This window comes from Pseudomonas sp. GM21 (genome assembly GCF_000282215.1).
In the GTDB taxonomy this organism is placed as follows: Bacteria; Pseudomonadota; Gammaproteobacteria; order Pseudomonadales; family Pseudomonadaceae; genus Aquipseudomonas.
In genome coordinates this window covers 1-17,414 of sequence record NZ_AKJS01000109.1, presented here as the reverse complement: position 1 = coordinate 17,414, position 17,414 = coordinate 1, and the positions used below count along the sequence as shown (strand labels likewise).

The following is a 17,414-nucleotide window of genomic DNA, read 5'->3' as shown; positions in this document are numbered from 1 at the left end:
ATAGCTTCATCGCTCAGCACCCTTTATCCGAAGTGGCAGCCGGCGATCACCCACATGCCCGCCCCAGGGAAAATCAGTGCGAAACAACACTCAGCAATAATTACGCAACAAGGCAATTATTAGCACAAGGAACCTGAATGGGGACTGACCTGATCAATCCCGCCAACTCATTTATAGACGCTTAACCTGCGGCGCGCTTATTGCTGATTTTCCTGTTCGGTAAACAGATCGCTGAACAGCATGCTCGACAGGTAGCGTTCGCCGGAGTCCGGCAGGATCACCACGATTGTCTTGCCCTGCATTTCCGGGGTTTCTGCCAAGCGAACAGCAACAGCCATGGCCGCGCCACACGAAATACCGCACAAAATCCCTTCTTCCTGCATCAAGCGCAGGGCCATGGCCTTGGACTCGTCGTCGGTGACCAACTCAACCCGATCAACCATCGACAGATCCAGATTCTCAGGCACAAAACCGGCACCGATGCCTTGAATCTTGTGCGGGCTCGGTTTGATCTCCTCGCCGGCGAGGGCCTGGGTAATCACCGGTGAACCCGCAGGCTCAACGGCCACCGAGATAATCGGTTTACCTTGGGTGTTCTTGATATACCGCGAAACACCGGTAATGGTTCCACCTGTTCCGACCCCTGCCACCAACACATCGACGGCGCCGTCGGTATCGTTCCAGATTTCCGGACCGGTGGTTTTTTCGTGGATGGCCGGGTTGGCCGGGTTGTCGAACTGCGAAGGCATGAAGTACTTGGCCGGGTCGCTGGCAACGATGTCGCCGGCTTTTTCAATCGCGCCTTTCATGCCCTTGGCCGGCTCGGTCAAGACCAGTTCGGCGCCCAGGGCCTTGAGCACCTTGCGTCGTTCGATACTCATGGACGCCGGCATGGTCAGCATCAACGTGTAACCACGGGCTGCGGCGACAAATGCCAGGCCGATTCCGGTATTGCCTGAGGTCGGTTCGACGATGGTCATGCCAGGCTTGAGTTTGCCGCTGCTTTCAGCGTCCCAGATCATGTTCGCCCCGATCCGGCATTTGACTGAATAACCGGGGTTGCGCCCTTCGATCTTGGCCAGGATGGTCACGCCGCGCGGGGCGATGCGGTTGATCTGCACCAACGGCGTATTGCCGATGGAGTGGGCGTTGTCAGCGAAGATACGGCTCATGTCTGGGTCCTTAACTGCAGCATGGAATTAGCGCATCAAGGTAAGCCTCTTGCCCTTGGTCGTCCAGTCAGGTCGAACGTCCGGTTGTCAGCGCAGTCAATCGCTTTACATCGCCAGAGATTTACCACCATGAAACGTCGATACAGTTGGCCCCTGTGGACGCTCGCCGGCCTCGTTGTGCTGCTGATCACCCTGCACTTCGCCCTGCCCTATATGGTGCGCGACTATTTGAACGACAGACTGGCTGACATGGGTGACTACCGTGGCCAGATCACCGATGTGGACCTGGCCCTGTGGCGCGGCGCTTACAAAATCAACGGATTGAAAATCGTCAAGGTCGACGGCAAGGTCCCGGTGCCTTTCGTCAATGCACCGCTGATCGACCTTTCCGTCAGCTGGCATTCACTCTGGCACGACCATGCGGTGGTCGCCCAGGTGCAGTTCTTCAACCCCGAGGTGAACTTCGTTGACGGCGGCGCCAATAAAAAGAACTCACAAACCGGTGAGGGCACCGACTGGCGTGCGCAATTGGGCAAATTATTACCCGTTACCCTGGACGAAGTGCAGATCCACGACGGCAAACTCAGTTTTCGCAACTTCAATTCCAAGCCTCCCGTGAATATGAACGCCACTGAGGTCAATGCCAGCATTTACAACCTGACCAATGTGGTCGACAAACAAGGCAAGCGTGACGCTCGCTTCGAAGGCAAGGCCCTGCTGCTCGGGCACGCACCGCTGGAAACCACGGCGACGTTCGATCCACTGAGCAATTTCGAAGACTTTGAATTTCGTATGCGCGCCAAAGGCATTGAACTCAAGCGCATGAACGACTTCGCCTCGGCCTATGGCAAGTTCGACTTCAACGCAGGCCACGGCGACGTGGTCATTGAAGCGCAAGCCAAAAAAGCCCAATTGACCGGCTACATCAAACCGCTGCTCAAAGACGTCGACGTGTTCAACTGGCGACAGGATGTGGAAAACAAGGACAAAGGGATTTTCCGATCCATTTGGGAGGCCATCGTCGGAGGCTCTGAAACCGTTCTGAAAAACCAGGGTAAAAACCAGTTCGCAACCCGAGTGGAACTCAAAGGTAACGTGCATCGCCAGGATATCAGCGCGTTCCAGGCGTTTTTGCAGATTTTACGCAACGGTTTTATCAAGGCGTTCAACGCCCAGTATGAGCGGCCGAAGCCGGAGGCCGGTTAGGGTTTGCGTGTGACGGTATAGCGACCGGTTTCCTCAGCTGCCCGTGAAGATGTCGATTGCTGTTGCAAAAAATCCCAGCCCAGGCAGGCCAGTGCCAATGATCGCGGCACCACTTCACGACCACTGCTGTAGCGGCTGATACTGCGGGCGCTGACACCAAGCGCCTCAGCCGCCTGATTGAGTGACAAGCCGGTGCGTGCGCGCCATTCAATGAACATACGAGTGTTTTCGTCGGATGCGTTTTGTGCGAGTGCATCCAGATACAGGGTGTCTGCCCCGATTTGAATGTCCAGCTCAGGCCACTCAACGCTCCAGCCATCATCGCCTAGACACACACTGGTGAACGCCTGCGGCGCCAGCAATGGTTGTAATCCTGGATAAGCGTGCAGGTCACGGCTCAAATCGAGTGTTAGCTGCTGACCATCGATAAAAGTCAGCGCCAGACGGTTGTCTGGCAACGACTGAACGGCCGACAGCCGTGGTCGTTTCATGGGTAACATCGTTTCCAATCCTCCAACAATTGCACTTGATGGGCCCTGCCCCATTCCCGCGCGTCCTTGATAATCAGCGGCGGCGCCTTCCCGACCATCACTTCGACGGTTTCCAGGCAGAGCATCACATCGAGCCCGCCACCGGTCAGGTGAACATGGGGTGGCGGATGATCCTTCTCGCGCAATTGAATGCGGTACGTATCACGAAATCGATATTTAGTAGACGTGCCCCGCACGATATCGCCAAAATGGCGATAGCCCAATACTGGCCAGCAGCCGAGACCGAGTCAAGATGTGACGCCCCATTCAGAGACTGAATAAGCCGTCTGCGTTCACAGTCGACCGGGCAGCGCGGTATAGTCGGGCATCACCACTATTGCGCCCCGCCCTGCCTCGTTCAGGTCGGCGTTACCGTTCGAGGATTAGCAGATGAAGTTCGAAGGCACCCAGGCCTACGTCGCCACCGATGACCTGAAGCTGGCGGTCAACGCCGCCATTACCCTGGAGCGTCCACTGCTGGTCAAGGGCGAGCCGGGCACAGGCAAAACCATGTTGGCCGAGCAACTGGCCGAGTCACTCGGCGCCAAGTTGATCACCTGGCACATCAAGTCCACCACCAAGGCGCATCAGGGCCTGTACGAGTACGACGCGGTCAGCCGCCTGCGCGACTCGCAACTGGGCACGGAAAAGGTCCACAACGTTCGTAACTACCTGAAAAAGGGCAAGCTCTGGGAAGCCTTCGAATCCGAAGAGCGGGTGATTCTGCTGATCGACGAGATCGACAAGGCTGACATCGAATTCCCGAATGACTTGCTGCAAGAACTCGACAAGATGGAGTTCTACGTTTACGAGATCGACGAGACCATCAAGGCCAAGAAGCGACCGATCATCATCATTACCTCCAACAATGAGAAAGAGCTGCCGGACGCCTTCCTGCGTCGCTGCTTCTTCCACTACATCGCCTTCCCGGACCGCACCACGATGCAAAAGATCGTCGACGTGCACTACCCGGACATCAAGAAAGACCTGGTCAGCGAAGCGCTGGACGTGTTCTTTGATGTGCGCAAAGTGCCGGGGCTGAAGAAAAAGCCATCGACGTCCGAACTGGTGGACTGGCTCAAGCTGCTGATGGCCGACAACATTGGCGAAGCGGTACTGCGCGAACGCGATCCGACCAAGGCCATTCCGCCGCTGGCCGGCGCGCTGGTAAAGAACGAACAGGACGTGCAGCTGCTTGAGCGCCTGGCGTTCATGAGCCGTCGCGGCACCCGCTAAGAGGCTGATGCCATGTTGCTCAACCTGTTCAATGAAATGCGCGCCGCCAAGGTGCCAGTCTCGGTGCGTGAGCTGCTGGACCTGATCAACGCGCTGAAACAGCGTGTAACCTTCGCCGACATGGACGAGTTCTATTACTTGTCCCGGGCGATTCTGGTGAAGGACGAAAAGCATTTCGACAAGTTTGACCGGGCGTTCGGGGCTTACTTCAATGGTCTGGAAAAACTCGACGATCACCTTCAGGCACTGATTCCCGAAGACTGGCTGCGCAAGGAGTTCGAGCGCTCGCTGACCGACGAGGAACGGGCCGCGATCCAGTCCCTTGGTGGCCTGGACAAACTGATCGAAGAGTTCAAGAAACGCCTAGAAGAACAGAAAGAACGCCATGCCGGTGGTAACAAATGGATCGGCACCGGCGGCACCAGCCCGTTCGGCTCCGGCGGCTTCAACCCGGAAGGCATTCGGGTCGGCGATGCCGGAAAACGTCAGGGTAAAGCGGTCAAGGTCTGGGATCAGCGCGAGTACAAGAACCTCGACGATTCGGTGGAATTGGGCACGCGCAACATCAAGGTGGCCCTGCGTCGGTTGCGCAAATTTGCCCGTCAGGGAGCCGCGGAAGAGCTGGACATCGATGGCACCATCGACCACACCGCCAAAGACGCCGGGCTGCTGAATATCCAGATGCGACCGGAGCGGCGTAACACCGTCAAGTTGTTGCTGCTGTTCGACATCGGCGGCTCGATGGACGCCCATGTGAAGATTTGCGAGGAGCTGTTTTCGGCCTGCAAGACCGAGTTCAAGCACCTTGAGTACTTCTACTTTCACAACTTCATTTATGAATCGGTGTGGAAGAACAACATGCGTCGCACCTCCGAGCGCACATCAACCCAGGACCTGCTGCACAAGTACGGCGCCGACTACAAAGTGATCTTCATCGGTGACGCCGCCATGGCGCCTTATGAAATCACCCAGGCAGGCGGCAGCGTCGAGCACTGGAACGAAGAAGCAGGGTATGTGTGGATGCAGCGGTTCCGGGAGAAGTACAAGAAGCTCATCTGGATTAACCCGTATCCGAAAGATACGTGGGGCTACACGTCGTCGACCAATATTGTGCGGGACTTGATTGATGATCAGATGTATCCGCTGACCCTTCGGGGGTTGGAGGAAGGGATGCGGTTTCTTTCCAAGTAATCTTTGTTGTCAGTGCCGGCCTCTTCGCGAGCAGGCTCGCTCCCACATGGGGTCTTGTGTACGACATAGATCCATTGTGGGAGCGAGCCTGCTCGCGAAGCTTTTAGCTTTTCAGGAATCGATGTAGATACTCGACTTGCTGCCGATGCGCCACCTCCTGCACCACCGGCCGCAACCGCACCTTCGCCCCCGGCAAGCACTGCGCAAGCCGCGCTAGAGCCAGCGGCGTCAACGCTCCCAATCGCGGGTACCCGCCAATGGTCTGTCGATCATTGAGCAACACAATCGGCTGCCCGTCCGGCGGCACCTGCACCGCGCCGAGGGGGATGCCTTCGGAAATCATCGGTTTTCCCTGGTACTGCAACGCCGTGCCCAGCAGGCGAATGCCCATCCGGTCGGCGCGGCTGTCGAGGGTCCACACACGGTTGAACGCGTCGAACAGACTCTGCCCGCTGAACTCGCCGATCTGTGCGCCCAGCACCAGATCCAGCGGCGAATTGTCGGTGACATCCGGTCGATGCTGCGCCGGTAACTCCCGCAGCAGGAGCAACGCACTACCGGCATAGCTCAGCTGCGCACCTTTGGCCAAAGCCCGCCCCCGGCCATCCAGGCCGCCAAGCTCCTCACGGACCACGGTCGAACGGCTGCCCAACACGCTTGGCGCCTCAAACCCGCCCGGCGCGGCGAGATAAGCCCGAGCCCCTCGCTTGGGCTGGGTAAATTGCAATCGCTGACCTTTTTGCAGCCTGAAACTGCGCCATGGCACCAGTGCCTCGCCCTCCACCGTCGCCCCTAGATCGGCCCCGGCCAGCGCCAGTACGCAATCCTCTTCGGCCATTACCGCGAACCCACCGAGAGTGATTTCGATCACCGGCGCATTCAGGTCATTGCCCAGTAGCCAGTTGGCCCAAGACATTGAACGCCAATCCAGCCCGCCCCCCTGCGTCACGCCCAGATGGCGCACGCCAAAGCGACCGGCGTCCTGCATCAGGCACAGAGGCGTACTCGCCTCTATTGATAAGCGGCTCATGCCTGCGCCTCCAATGGTGTGTCGTCACCGCCCAGATGAATGAACTCGGCATGGCTGACAGCTTCAAAGCGCACCGTGTCGCCCGGTTGCATGAGGCTGTAGCCGTCACGCTCGCGGTCAAACAGTTTGGCCGGCGTGCGGCCGATCAGGTTCCAGCCGCCGGGGGATACCACCGGATAGGCCGCCGTCTGCCGTTCGGCGATGCCGACACTGCCGGCCGCGACTTTTTTGCGCGGGGTGTCCAATCGGGGCGCGGCGAGCACTTCTTCGACCAATCCCATGAAGGCGAAACCCGGTGCGAAACCCAAGGCGAACACCTGATATTCGCGCCCGCTGTGACGGCGGATCACCTCCTCCATCGTCAGCCCGCTGCGCTGCGACAACAAGCTCAGCTCCGGGCCGACACTCACGTCATACCAGACCGGCAGCACATGACATTTGCCGCCAGTGCGGGTGTTAGGTGACAGGTCGATCAGCGCTTGGGCGATCAATTCCCGAGCCTGAGTCGGGCTTAGCGCGGTCAAATCGTAATGCACCATCAACGTCGTGTAAGACGGCACCAGATCGATGAGATGCACGCCGAACGCAGCCCGCAAGTTTTCGCTGGCCGCCAGCATCCACGGCATGTTGGATTCGCTGATCTCATCGAACAGACGCACCATCAGGCAATCCAGCGCCACCACCTCTACCCGCAGCTTCATGATGCGCGCTGCTGATCAAGGGCTTCGCGGATCCGTTGCACAGCGGCAACCGAACTGGCGTTGTCGCCATGCACGCAAAGGGTGTTGGCCTGCAAGTACAATGCGCTGCCGTCGCTGGCAGTGAGGGCGTCGCCACGGGCAATGGTCAGCGCCTGCTCAATGACTTGTTTGGGATCATGATGCACAGCGCCCGGCAATTGTCGCGAAACCAACAGACCCGCGCTGTTGTAAGCGCGGTCGGCGAAGGCTTCGAACCACAAGGTCACGCCATATTCATCGCCCAGAAGCTGCGCGGCGCTGTTGTCGCGAGTCGCCATCAACATCAACGGCAGGCTCCGGTCGTACGCCGCCACGGCCTGAAGCACCGCACGCAATTGCGCCGGGTTGGCCATCATGTCGTTGTACATCGCGCCGTGGGGTTTGACGTAGCTGACGCGGCCGCCCTGAGCGCGGCAAATGCCATCGAGGGCGCCGATCTGGTAATGCAGGATGTCCTGGAGTTCCTGGGCGGTATACGCCATCGAGCGCCGGCCGAAACCGACCAGATCCTGATAGGCCGGGTGCGCGCCGATCTGCACACCGTTGCTCAGCGCCAGGCTGACGGTCTTGCGCATGATGCCCGGGTCGCCGGCGTGGAAGCCGCAGGCGATGTTGGCGCAATCAATATAGGGCATGATTTCGGCGTCCAGACCCATGGTCCAGGTGCCGAAACTTTCGCCGATGTCGCAGTTCAATAGCAGGCGGCTCACGGAGAACACTCCTGTAGGTTTTATGCTTTTCAGAGGCAGGCAGATTACTGCGCATCCAGTTGTTTGCCACGGGTTTCCGGCAGGCTCAGCGCCGCGAGGATCACCACCCCGTAGGACACTGCCGCAAACGCCCCGATGCCGACGCTCAATGGCACCTTTTGGCTAAGCAAACCGATCAACAGCGGAAACAGTGCCGCCAGCGCCCGCCCGATGTTGTAGCAAAACCCCTGGCCCGAGCCGCGAATCCGCGTCGGAAACAACTCGGTCAAAAACGCGCCCATGCCGCTGAAAATACCCGAGGCGAAGAAGCCCAGCGGGAAACCCAGCCACAGCATCACGCCATTGCTGACCGGCAATTGGGTGTAGAGCAACACGATGGTGAATGAGCCGACCGCGAACAGGATGAAGTTCTTCTTGCGCCCGAGAATGTCAGTCAAATAGGCGCTGATGACGTATCCGACGTAGGAACCGACGATCACCATCGCCAGATAACCACCCGTGCCGAGTACGCTCAACCCCCGCTCGTTCTTCAGAAACGTCGGCAACCAGGAGGTAATCGCGTAGTAACCGCCCAGTGCGCCAGTGGTCAGCACCGATGCGCGAATCGTGGTGAAGAGGATGCCGGGGGCAAAAATCTCGTAGAACTTCGCCGGGTTACTCGGTTCCTGTTTGGCCTTGGCTTCGCGGTAGATTTCCGGGTCCTTCACCAGGCGACGAACGAAGATCACAAAAATTGCCGGCACGATGCCGAGAATGAACAGTGCACGCCAGGCGTCTTCCGGCGGCAAAAACGAAAACAGCAGCGCATACAGAATCGCCGTCAGCCCCCACCCCAGTGCCCAACCCGATTGCACCATGCCCACCGCTTTTCCACGGTCCTTGGCACGAATCACTTCGCCCATCAGCACTGCGCCGGCGGTCCATTCACCGCCGAAACCGAAGCCCATCAAGGTGCGGCTGATCAGCAGCTGCTCGTAGTTTTGCGCGAAACCGCAGAGGAAGGTGAAGAAGGCGAACCACAACACGGTCAGTTGCAAGGTGCGCACGCGACCGATGCGGTCGGAGAGAATCCCCGCCACCCAACCGCCAATGGCCGAGGCGATCAGGGTGCTGGTGTGAATCAGCCCGGCTTCGCCGGTGGTAATGCCCCACATCGCAATCAGGGTCGGCACCACGAAGCTGAGCATCTGGGTGTCCATGCCGTCCAGGCCATAGCCGATCTTGCAGCTCCAGAAGGTGCGGCGTTCCTGCTGATTGATGTTGCGGTACCAATCGAAAGGCCCCGGGCGAGCCGTTGTTTTGGGGATGTCGAGCGTGTCGGGCGCACTCATGGCAAATCTCCGCGCTAGTTTTTATTGGTATTGTTCTGAGCCCCGACGACGCCTATCGTGGGAACCGGATGTGCCGATTTTTGGGTTCCCGGCCCTGCTGCGTCCAACTAATAAAAACCGGGCTTAGGCATAAGAAAAAGTTGATCCCATGAATCTGAAGTTTCTCGAAACCTTTGTCTGGGTCGCCCGACTCAAGAGTTTTCGCCTGACCGCCGACAAACTCTTCACCACCCAAGCCTCGATTTCCAGCCGCATCGCCGTGCTCGAAAGTGAACTGGGGGTGAAGCTGTTTCTGCGCGATTCACGCGGCGTCAGCCTCACGCCCGAAGGCCTGAAAGTGCTCGACTATGCCGAGCAGATGATGGACACCATGCAGGCGCTCAAACAGTCGATCGAGACCCGTTCGAGCAAGGCCGGTCGGGTGCGGATCGGCGTCATGGACACGGTGATCCACACCTGGCTGAGCCCGCTGGTGGCGCAGATGACGGATCTCTATCCGTTGGTGGAAATCGAACTGGTGGCCGATACCTCGCTCAACCTCTGCGATCAGCTGCAAAAAGGCTTTCTCGATCTGATCCTGCAAACTGACCTGATGCGCCAGGAAAGCGTGCGCAGCCTTGAGCTGGCCAGTCATCCCATGGGCTGGATCGCAGCGAGTAATTCGCTCTACAACCGTGAGTATTCGGGCATCGCCGATCTGGCGCGCGAGCGGGTCATTACTTACTCGAAAAACTCCCATCCGCATCAGGAGGTGCTCGCCCTGATGCAGGCCAATGGCGTGATGACGCCACGCCTGAACTGCGTGAACTCGGTGTCGGCGATTACCCGGCTTTTGCGTGATGGTTTCGGCATTGGCGCGCTGCCGCCGGTGCTGGTGGCCGAGGAACTGGCGCGCGGTGAACTGATTCTGCTGGCCATCGACCAACGGCCACCGGATTTGCAAGTGGTGGTGTCGTGGCGCACGGGCGTCGAGTGGGTCGAGGAGATTGTGGCGTTGTGTCAGCACGTCGTGGAGCGCTACGCGCAGAAAGTGGGCGAGCACTACATCGTTTTGAGCAAACCCTTGGCCAGAATCTGAAGGACACTTTCTGCAACGTAAATATAAATTACTATCATTTGCATAATATTTCCCAAAAGGTATTCTCTGCGCGCTTTCAGCTAATCAACTGTCCAGAAGGAGTCGGACTAGATGCGCGCCTACACGCAAAAACAGCAGCTATTGCTCGCTCACTGGAGCGAAGCCCTTGGAACTCAGGCTTTCCAGTCCCACCGAATCACCCTTGACCATTTGAGCAATGCGCTGGAGCCCGCCGCCCAGCGCTGCTTCCAACGCCTGATCCAGGCGCTGTTTCGTGAAGGCCTGATCAACCCCGACGCTTGCGAATACGACGACAATAGCCGTTGCTGGCTGCCGCTTGGCGATGGCGCGCACCTGTGCTTCGAGCACCTGTCGAGTAACAGAATGAACAGCTGGGACGTGCGCGGCAGCATCGTCCTGCACACCCCCGACAGACTGCCTCACAAAATCCAGCTGCCCAGCGAATTGCTCGCTCACCTCAGCACTCAGCTCAACCCGCCAGCCTCTCCTCAAGTACTGGAGCGTCTGGCCCAGGAACTGGATGACAGCTTCAGCAACGACACCCTGTGCCTGGCGTTTCACCATGGATGGACCGAGCGCCTGAGAGAGCAGATCGATACCGAGTACGATGACAACCTGCTCGCCTGGCTCAAAGCCGACGCCAGCCACCAGAACCCTACATCGCTGCTCGAACAGTGGGGCACTCTCGGCCATCCGTGGCACCCGAACTACAAGACCAAACTGGGTTTGAGCGCCGCTCAGGTCATCGCTTTCTCGCCGGAATTCGAAGCGAGTTTTCCGATTGTGCTGTGCGCACTGCACCGCCAGTACGCACACGTCGAAGCGCTGGCGGGGACCGCCAATTACTGGGAGTGGTGGCAAGGTCACTTCCCACTGCCCGCCGAACAATTGCAGCGCCATTTGCAGCAACTGGGCCTGGACGTAAAGGACTACCTCCCGCTCCCGTCGCACCCATGGCAAGCCCATGAAGAACTGCCGGATTCGTTCGCCAACGAGATCGCCGACAACCTGCTGATCGTCACTGACATCGTCGCTTTTACCGGCCACCCGACCATGTCCTTCCGCACGGTCCTGCCGGACGCCAGCCGCGTTGCGCCGATGGTCAAACTGCCGGTGGCTTTGCGCCTGACCAGTGTGCAGCGCACCGTGTCGCCGCGCTCGGCCCGGATGGGGCCGCGCATCAGCCAACTGATATTGAAAATCCTCGATCAGGAGCCGCAGATTCAGCGTCTGCTGAACATCGTTCCGGAGCGCATCGGCGTGCACTACGCGCCGCAACCGGCCGATGACGAACGCTCTCGGCATGCAGCCGTGCTGTATCGCGACAACCCGCTTACCCTGCTGCAAGAAGGCGAGTTGGCGGTGCCGGTCGGCAGCCTGTTCGCCGTCAACGAATTCGAACAACCGTTGCTGCGTGATTGGGTAAGACTGGCTCAGGGCCGTGACGACAGCGAGGCCATCCTGGCGTTCTTCGATGATTACCTGTCGATTGCGGTACCGAGTCTGTTGGGCATTTACCTGATGTATGGCGTGGCGTTCGAAGCGCACCAGCAAAACAGTTTCATGGTGATGGGCGCTGACGGGCAGTTGAATCGGCTGTTATTGCGTGACTTTGGCGACGTTCGTATCGATCGCAAAACCCTGCACGCCAAGGGCCTGGATATCCAGTTGCACGATCCGGAAATGACCCTGTATGACAACTCCGGTTTTGTCCGCGACAAACTCCTGCACACCACATTCATGTGCCACCTCGGTGAGCTGACGTTGCTCTGTGCCCGCCACTGGAGTGTGCCGGAAAACATCCTTTGGGAGCGCTTGGCAACGCACGTTGCGCAGTGCTTCGAGACCTTGCGCGAGCGCGTTGAACCGACACGCTGGGAAAGCGAACGCCAAGCCTTGCTGGAACAGGATTGGCCTGCCAAATCTTTCATGCGCATGCGCTTGCTCGACAGTCATGCCGACATCGTCGGACGCCTGAGTAACCCGCTACGACCCATCACCCATGCTCACTGACGGTCGCGCCTTGCGACTGTTGATCGTTATCCAGTTTGTCTCCATGGGTGCCATGGAAATGAGCGGCCCGTTCTGGCCCCTGCAAATCCAGCATCTGCTCGGACCGGAGGGCGCCGGCTACACCGCGCTGTTATCGGCAATGGTCTATGCCGGTCCAATGCTGGCCGCCATGCTCCTGACGCCCATGTGGGGCCGGTTGGGTGATCGCACCGGACACAAACCGATGATTGTCCGGGCGTTGCTGGCACTCGCGCTGTGCCAAGGGTTGGCGGCCATCACCCTCGACCCGTGGCTGCTGGTAGGTATTCGCGTGATGCAAGGCGCGTTGGCCGGGTTTCTCGCCGCCGCGCAAGCCTATGCCTTGGCCTGCTGCGACAGTTCCAGACGGGGTCACACCCTGGCCCGCTTGCAATCGGCGACCGCAGTCGGCTCTTTGATCGGGCCGATACTGGGCGGCTGGCTGATGGACGTCTCGGGATTTGCCCTGCTCTGTTATGGCGCGACGTCGATTTGCCTGCTGTGCGCCCTGGGGAGTTTTTTCCTGCCGGCCGACAAGGCTCGTGCCTCAAAGAAAAAAACGGTTGAGCCCGTGGCACTGCCCAAAGGCTGGCTCGGTGGAATTCTGCTGGTGATCGTATTGATTCAGGCTGCGAAGATGATCCCGCAGCCGTTCTATGCGCTGTACGTCGCGAACATTCTGCACGCCCCAAGCTGGCTGATCGGCGCGACCTACGCGGCGAGCGCCGCGACCCTGGCCATATCCGCACCGCTGTGGGGACGCCTGTTCGACCGCTGGCAGCCGGCCTACACCTTGCGCGTCATCGAAGGCGTGGCCTGGCTGTGTGCCCTGACGCTGGCGGCCACGGCATTGGCCAACGAATGGCTGGGGTTTCTCGTCAGTCGGCTCGTCTGGGGCATCTGGCAAGGCGCCCTGCTGCCGGTGGCTTATGCCCTGATCGCCAACACCGTATCCGCCAACCAACAGGGCTTTGCGCTCGGCCTCGGCAACAGCGCGGCCAAGGCTGGCGCTCTGCTTGGCGTCGTTCTCGGCGGAGTCGGCATGGGGCTGGTCGGATTGGCCAATAGTTTCTGGCTGGTGGCGCTGACCTACGCCGTAGCCGCTATAGGGATCCGCTGCGTGCGGTCATTCAACGCCACACCTGACCGCTCAACCTTGCCTGCTCACACTTATCACAACTCAAAAAAGTCCTCATCATGACCCGAATCAAACTCCCCCTGCTGATCCCGTTGCTCGGTACCTTCAGCGCCCAGTCCTGGGCCGAAGATACCGAGCAGCAGCCCGGCACTTTGAACATGCAAGCCACCGTCGTCTCCGCGACTCGCAGCGAAGCGACCATCGCCTCGATTCCAGGTTCGGTCCTGGTGATCGACGAACAGCAGATCCGTGAGCAAAGCGGCGCGGGTCGCCGGATTTCCGACATCCTCGGGCAATTGGTCCCCGGTCTTGCACCGTCCAGCGGCGGGATGAGCAACTTCGGCCAGACCCTGCGCGGGCGCAACATGCTGGTATTGATCGACGGCGTATCGCAGAACGCCACACGCGACAACTTCCGCCAGCTCAACAGCGTCACCCCGGCCAGCGTCGAACGCATCGAAGTGGTCTCCGGCGCCAGCAGCCTCTACGGTGCCGGCGCTTCAGGCGGCATCATCAATATCATCACCAAGCGCAATCAGGGTCAGGACATTGCCTACAGCAGCAAACTGGGCCTGACCACCGGCAATAACCTCAATAGCAAAGGCTTTGCCTACGAAACTTTTCAGAGCGCGACCGGGCGCAAGGATGCCCTGGACTGGTACGTCTCCGCCGACCTGATCCAGCGCAACGATATGTACGATGGCAACGGCAACCGCATCCCTCAGGACACCTCTCAGGGCAGCAGCATGGACACCGAAACCTATGACTTGCAAGGTCGTTTCGGTTACGAACTGGATGCCGATAAAAAACTCAGTCTGTCGCTGCAGGACTACAAGGATCAGCAGGACACGGGTTACACCAAAGACCCGAAAAACCTGCAGCAAGCCGTGGCAGTCAAGGGATTGAAACTTGATGACCAACCCTATACCCACAACCAGGCAGTCAACCTCAACTACACCGACGCCGACTTCTACGGTCAAGGCCTGCAATTGGAAAGTTACTGGCGCCGCGCCGATGCACTGTTTTTCCCGGACCTGTCACGGGGCAAGGCCGGGATCTCCGACAACAACAGTGTGCAAGATGTCTACGGCCTGCGCGCAGCCATCGACACGCCGCTGCCGGCCATCGGCAGTGCCACTGGCAACCTGGTCTGGGGTGCCGACTATGATAATGAGCGCTCCCGCCAACGAGGTGATCAATACACGCTCAATGGTCTGACCTACACCAAGACCGGCACCACCTACGAGCTGGGCCCGGACATCGAAACCACCACCAAATCGCTGTTCGGGCAGATGTCATGGGACATCGGTGACTGGACCGTGCGTGGCGGTGTACGCCGTGAATGGATCGAAAGCGACGTTTCCGACAGCATCGCTTATGGTGAGATCGTCCAGACCGGCGTACGCGCAACGCTGCCCGGCGACACCCTCAAATACGATGACACACTGTACAACCTGGGCGCGGTCTACCACCTGAGTGATAGTCAGGACGTATTCGCCAATTTCAGCCAGGGGTTTTCGCTGCCGGATATCCAGCGCTTCATGCGTGACGTCAGCAGCACCTTCGACATCCAGAGCCTCAACGCCCAGGCCATCAAGGTCAACAGTTACGAGGTGGGCTGGCGTGGTGACTGGGACCAGTGGCAGGCCGACGTCACCGTGTATGAAAACACCTCGGACGTGACCCAGTTCTACGATGCCAATGATCGCGTATTACGCCTGATCAACCAGAAAGAGCGCGTTCGCGGCATTGAAAACAACCTGAACTACCGCGTGACCGATCAATGGTCGGTGGGTGGCACTTACGCCTGGGCCAAAGGCGAGACCGAGCAGAACGGCAAGTGGATCGATCTGCCGGCCACGCGCATCTCACCGGCCAAGACCACGCTGTTCGTCGGCTATATCGAAGAGGATTACAACCTGCGCCTGCAAGGCATGCATTTGTCCAGTTATGACGCCGCCGCCAAGGACAACAACGGACTCGACATCGACGGTTATACGCTGGTGGACCTGCTCGGCTCCGTGCAACTGCCGGTCGGTCGTCTTGAAGGCGGGGTGTTTAACCTGACGAATCGCACGTACGTAAACCTGTTCACCCAGGCCAACGCCAGAATGCCGTTCGCCAACGCCGAAGGCCGCACGTTGAGCATGAGCTACTCGGTCGACTGGTAAAACAGGTGCCGGCTTGCCAGCGATGCGATCTGCCGGACATAGGTGTCGCGGCAATCGCCGGCAAACCGGCTGCAGGGTTACAGGCCGCGCACATCCCGGTCTTCGATCGGCCGGCTCTGGCGCAGGCGTTTGCCGCCCAACACCACCCAGTCGATCAAGCGGAACAGGCATTCGATGCCGAACGACAACAGCATCGCGCCGCTCATGCCCCAGATCATCGCTTGCGGCGTCAGCAGGATCTGGTAGCTGTAGCCATTCCAGGTTTCCTTGCGGATGTCCGGGTCGGCGGCCAGCACCACTTGCAGGAAGCGGATGTACCAAGGGCCCTGCATGGCCTGGAATTGCTTGTCCAGCGCCAGCTGACGGGTCAGCAGGTTGCTCAGGCTGTCGGCATCGCTGCGAAAGATCGGGTCGTCACTGGCACGGTAGTGGGCGACCAGCGCCTGCATGTCGCCCTTGAAAAACTGATTGGCCGTGCCCTGAAAACCGCTCAAACCCGTCTGCGCCTCGATCAGGTGCGCCTCGACGCGCTTGGCGTAATCATTGATAAATCCCGGCACCTGTACACCGATCAACAGGCCCGCCGCAAATAACACCAGCCGTAGATAACTCAGCAACATCAGGGGGGAGATCCTTATTCGGTCTTGCCCTGGCTGACGCATTCGCCGCGCCGCCAGAGGCTCCATTGGCCCGGTTCGTAGCGGGTCCAGGTTTCGTTTTCAGTCAGGGGTTCAGTGGCAATTACTGTCACCACGTCGTTGGGCGTGGTTTCGGCCTGGAAGTCGACGATCACATCGACATCCTTCAAGCGCGCAGGGCCGAAAGGCGCCCGACGGGTGATCTGGGCCAATTTGGTCGAGCAATAGCAGAACAGCCAGTCACCGTCGCTGAGCAGGCAGTTGAACACGCCTTTGCTACGGTATTCGGCGCAGGCCGCCACCAGATCGGGCAGCAATTGCTCCACCTCGACCGGTTCCGGGAACCCCGCGCGCACGCGGTTGAGCAGATCGCAGAACGCCGCCTCGCTGTCGGTGTCACCCACGGGGCGATAGAAACTGGCAGTCGGTTGAAAGTCAGCGAGTTGGCCGTTATGGGCGAAACACCAGTTGCGCCCCCACAGTTCGCGCACGAACGGGTGGGTATTGGACAGGCAGACCTTGCCGACATTGGCCTGGCGGATGTGCCCGATCACCACTTCGCTTTTGATTGGATAGCGCTGCACCAGGTTTGCGACTTCAGACTCGCTGCTGGCGGCCGGGTCCTGAAACAGGCGCAGGCCACGGCCTTCATAGAACGCGATCCCCCAGCCGTCACGGTGCGGGCCGGTACGGCCGCCGCGCTGCATCAGCCCGGTGAAGCTGAACACGATGTCGGTCGGCACATTGGCGCTCATGCCCAATAACTCACACATGTTCGGACTCTCGATGAAAAGGCAGGGGCAAAGTTACAAACGCGGCTCGACCCGCAATCGCTGTGGATTGCTCGGAACCGGCGGACGACCGTAACGATCATCGCCGGCACCGCCGAAAAAATGATCCTCTTCAGGCTCGTCGGCTTTGGCGGCAGCCTTGGCGGCGGCCGCTTGTTCCTTGCGGGCATTGGCGGCGCGCTCGATGGGGATGCGGATCGCCACCATGACCAGATAAAGACCAAAGGCGATCATGCCGTACATGAGCAGATCGGAAATCGCCCGCCATGCGTTATTGCCTACCTTGAACAACAGGTCGAGCGCCGTGATGGCGATGGCCGGTGCGACTTTATCCTTCACCGGATCGATGATCGTCGGGCTGAACAGCAACACGGCCACCAGCAGCCGCAGCGGCTCCCCC

General features: G+C 59.4%; 17 protein-coding genes. 7 read left to right on the top strand and 10 right to left on the bottom strand.

The window, feature by feature from the left end:
• Window positions 1–197 precede the first annotated feature (197 nt).
• Window positions 198–1,172 (bottom strand): cysteine synthase A, encoded by a 975-nt coding sequence (gene cysK / locus PMI22_RS11130; protein ID WP_007946795.1) that lies wholly within the window; start codon window positions 1,170–1,172, stop codon window positions 198–200.
• Between the two features lie 129 nt (window positions 1,173–1,301).
• Here cysK and PMI22_RS11135 point away from each other — a divergent pair, with 129 nt between their 5' ends.
• Window positions 1,302–2,378 (top strand): DUF748 domain-containing protein, encoded by a 1,077-nt coding sequence (locus PMI22_RS11135; protein WP_007946794.1) that lies wholly within the window; start codon window positions 1,302–1,304, stop codon window positions 2,376–2,378.
• On the opposite strand, the gene PMI22_RS11140 is transcribed toward PMI22_RS11135, so the two are convergent.
• Both PMI22_RS11140 and PMI22_RS30640 read right to left on the bottom strand, forming a co-directional pair.
• Window positions 2,375–2,878 (bottom strand): DUF2442 domain-containing protein, encoded by a 504-nt coding sequence (locus tag PMI22_RS11140; protein ID WP_007946793.1) that lies wholly within the window; start codon window positions 2,876–2,878, stop codon window positions 2,375–2,377. The genes PMI22_RS11135 and PMI22_RS11140 overlap by 4 nt on opposite strands.
• A complete protein-coding gene (locus PMI22_RS30640) occupies window positions 2,866–3,132 on the bottom strand; it encodes a DUF4160 domain-containing protein (protein WP_081502803.1) in 267 nt (88 codons plus the stop codon). The genes PMI22_RS11140 and PMI22_RS30640 overlap by 13 nt, the downstream gene beginning before the upstream one ends.
• 166 nt (window positions 3,133–3,298) lie before the next feature.
• Between PMI22_RS30640 and PMI22_RS11145 the strand changes: the two genes are divergently transcribed.
• Both PMI22_RS11145 and PMI22_RS11150 read left to right on the top strand, forming a co-directional pair.
• Entirely contained in the window at window positions 3,299–4,144 is an 846-nt protein-coding gene (locus PMI22_RS11145; RefSeq protein ID WP_007946792.1) for an AAA family ATPase, read from the top strand.
• Between the two features lie 12 nt (window positions 4,145–4,156).
• On the top strand, window positions 4,157–5,335 hold the full coding sequence (locus PMI22_RS11150) for a vWA domain-containing protein (RefSeq protein ID WP_007946791.1): 1,179 nt from the start codon (window positions 4,157–4,159) through the stop codon (window positions 5,333–5,335).
• Between the two features lie 103 nt (window positions 5,336–5,438).
• Here PMI22_RS11150 and PMI22_RS11155 read toward each other — a convergent pair whose 3' ends face one another.
• From PMI22_RS11155 to PMI22_RS11170, 4 genes are read right to left on the bottom strand one after another with little or no spacing between them, the layout of a single operon-like run.
• Window positions 5,439–6,365: a biotin-dependent carboxyltransferase family protein gene (locus PMI22_RS11155; protein WP_007946790.1), complete on the bottom strand. Its 927-nt coding sequence runs from the start codon at window positions 6,363–6,365 to the stop codon at window positions 5,439–5,441.
• Entirely contained in the window at window positions 6,362–7,066 is a 705-nt protein-coding gene (locus PMI22_RS11160) for a 5-oxoprolinase subunit B family protein (RefSeq protein WP_007946789.1), read from the bottom strand. The genes PMI22_RS11155 and PMI22_RS11160 overlap by 4 nt, the downstream gene beginning before the upstream one ends.
• A complete protein-coding gene (locus PMI22_RS11165; protein WP_007946788.1) occupies window positions 7,063–7,815 on the bottom strand; it encodes a 5-oxoprolinase subunit PxpA in 753 nt (250 codons plus the stop codon). The genes PMI22_RS11160 and PMI22_RS11165 overlap by 4 nt, the downstream gene beginning before the upstream one ends.
• Before the next feature lie 44 nt (window positions 7,816–7,859).
• Window positions 7,860–9,146, bottom strand: a complete 1,287-nt coding sequence (locus PMI22_RS11170; protein ID WP_007946787.1) for an MFS transporter — start codon at window positions 9,144–9,146, stop codon at window positions 7,860–7,862.
• Window positions 9,147–9,294: 148 nt separating this feature from the next.
• Between PMI22_RS11170 and PMI22_RS11175 the strand changes: the two genes are divergently transcribed.
• The 4 genes from PMI22_RS11175 (at window position 9,295) to PMI22_RS11190 (ending at window position 15,585) form a co-directional block, all read left to right on the top strand.
• Window positions 9,295–10,224 (top strand): LysR family transcriptional regulator, encoded by a 930-nt coding sequence (locus PMI22_RS11175; RefSeq protein ID WP_007946786.1) that lies wholly within the window; start codon window positions 9,295–9,297, stop codon window positions 10,222–10,224.
• 111 nt (window positions 10,225–10,335) lie between these two features.
• Window positions 10,336–12,258, top strand: a complete 1,923-nt coding sequence (locus PMI22_RS11180; protein WP_007946785.1) for an IucA/IucC family protein — start codon at window positions 10,336–10,338, stop codon at window positions 12,256–12,258.
• A complete protein-coding gene (locus PMI22_RS11185; RefSeq protein ID WP_007946784.1) occupies window positions 12,248–13,477 on the top strand; it encodes an MFS transporter in 1,230 nt (409 codons plus the stop codon). Before PMI22_RS11180 ends, PMI22_RS11185 begins: the two co-directional genes overlap by 11 nt.
• Window positions 13,474–15,585, top strand: coding sequence for a TonB-dependent receptor (locus tag PMI22_RS11190; RefSeq protein WP_007946783.1), 2,112 nt, complete (start codon window positions 13,474–13,476; stop codon window positions 15,583–15,585). The genes PMI22_RS11185 and PMI22_RS11190 overlap by 4 nt, the downstream gene beginning before the upstream one ends.
• A 77-nt stretch (window positions 15,586–15,662) precedes the next feature.
• Here PMI22_RS11190 and PMI22_RS11195 read toward each other — a convergent pair whose 3' ends face one another.
• The 3 genes from PMI22_RS11195 to PMI22_RS11205 form a co-directional block, all read right to left on the bottom strand.
• Window positions 15,663–16,205 (bottom strand): DUF2937 family protein, encoded by a 543-nt coding sequence (locus PMI22_RS11195; protein ID WP_007946782.1) that lies wholly within the window; start codon window positions 16,203–16,205, stop codon window positions 15,663–15,665.
• A gap of 14 nt (window positions 16,206–16,219) precedes the next feature.
• Entirely contained in the window at window positions 16,220–16,996 is a 777-nt protein-coding gene (locus tag PMI22_RS11200; RefSeq protein WP_007946781.1) for a class II glutamine amidotransferase, read from the bottom strand.
• Window positions 16,997–17,029: 33 nt separating this feature from the next.
• The coding region (locus PMI22_RS11205; protein WP_007946780.1) for a hypothetical protein at window positions 17,030–17,414 on the bottom strand (385 nt) is incomplete at its 5' end.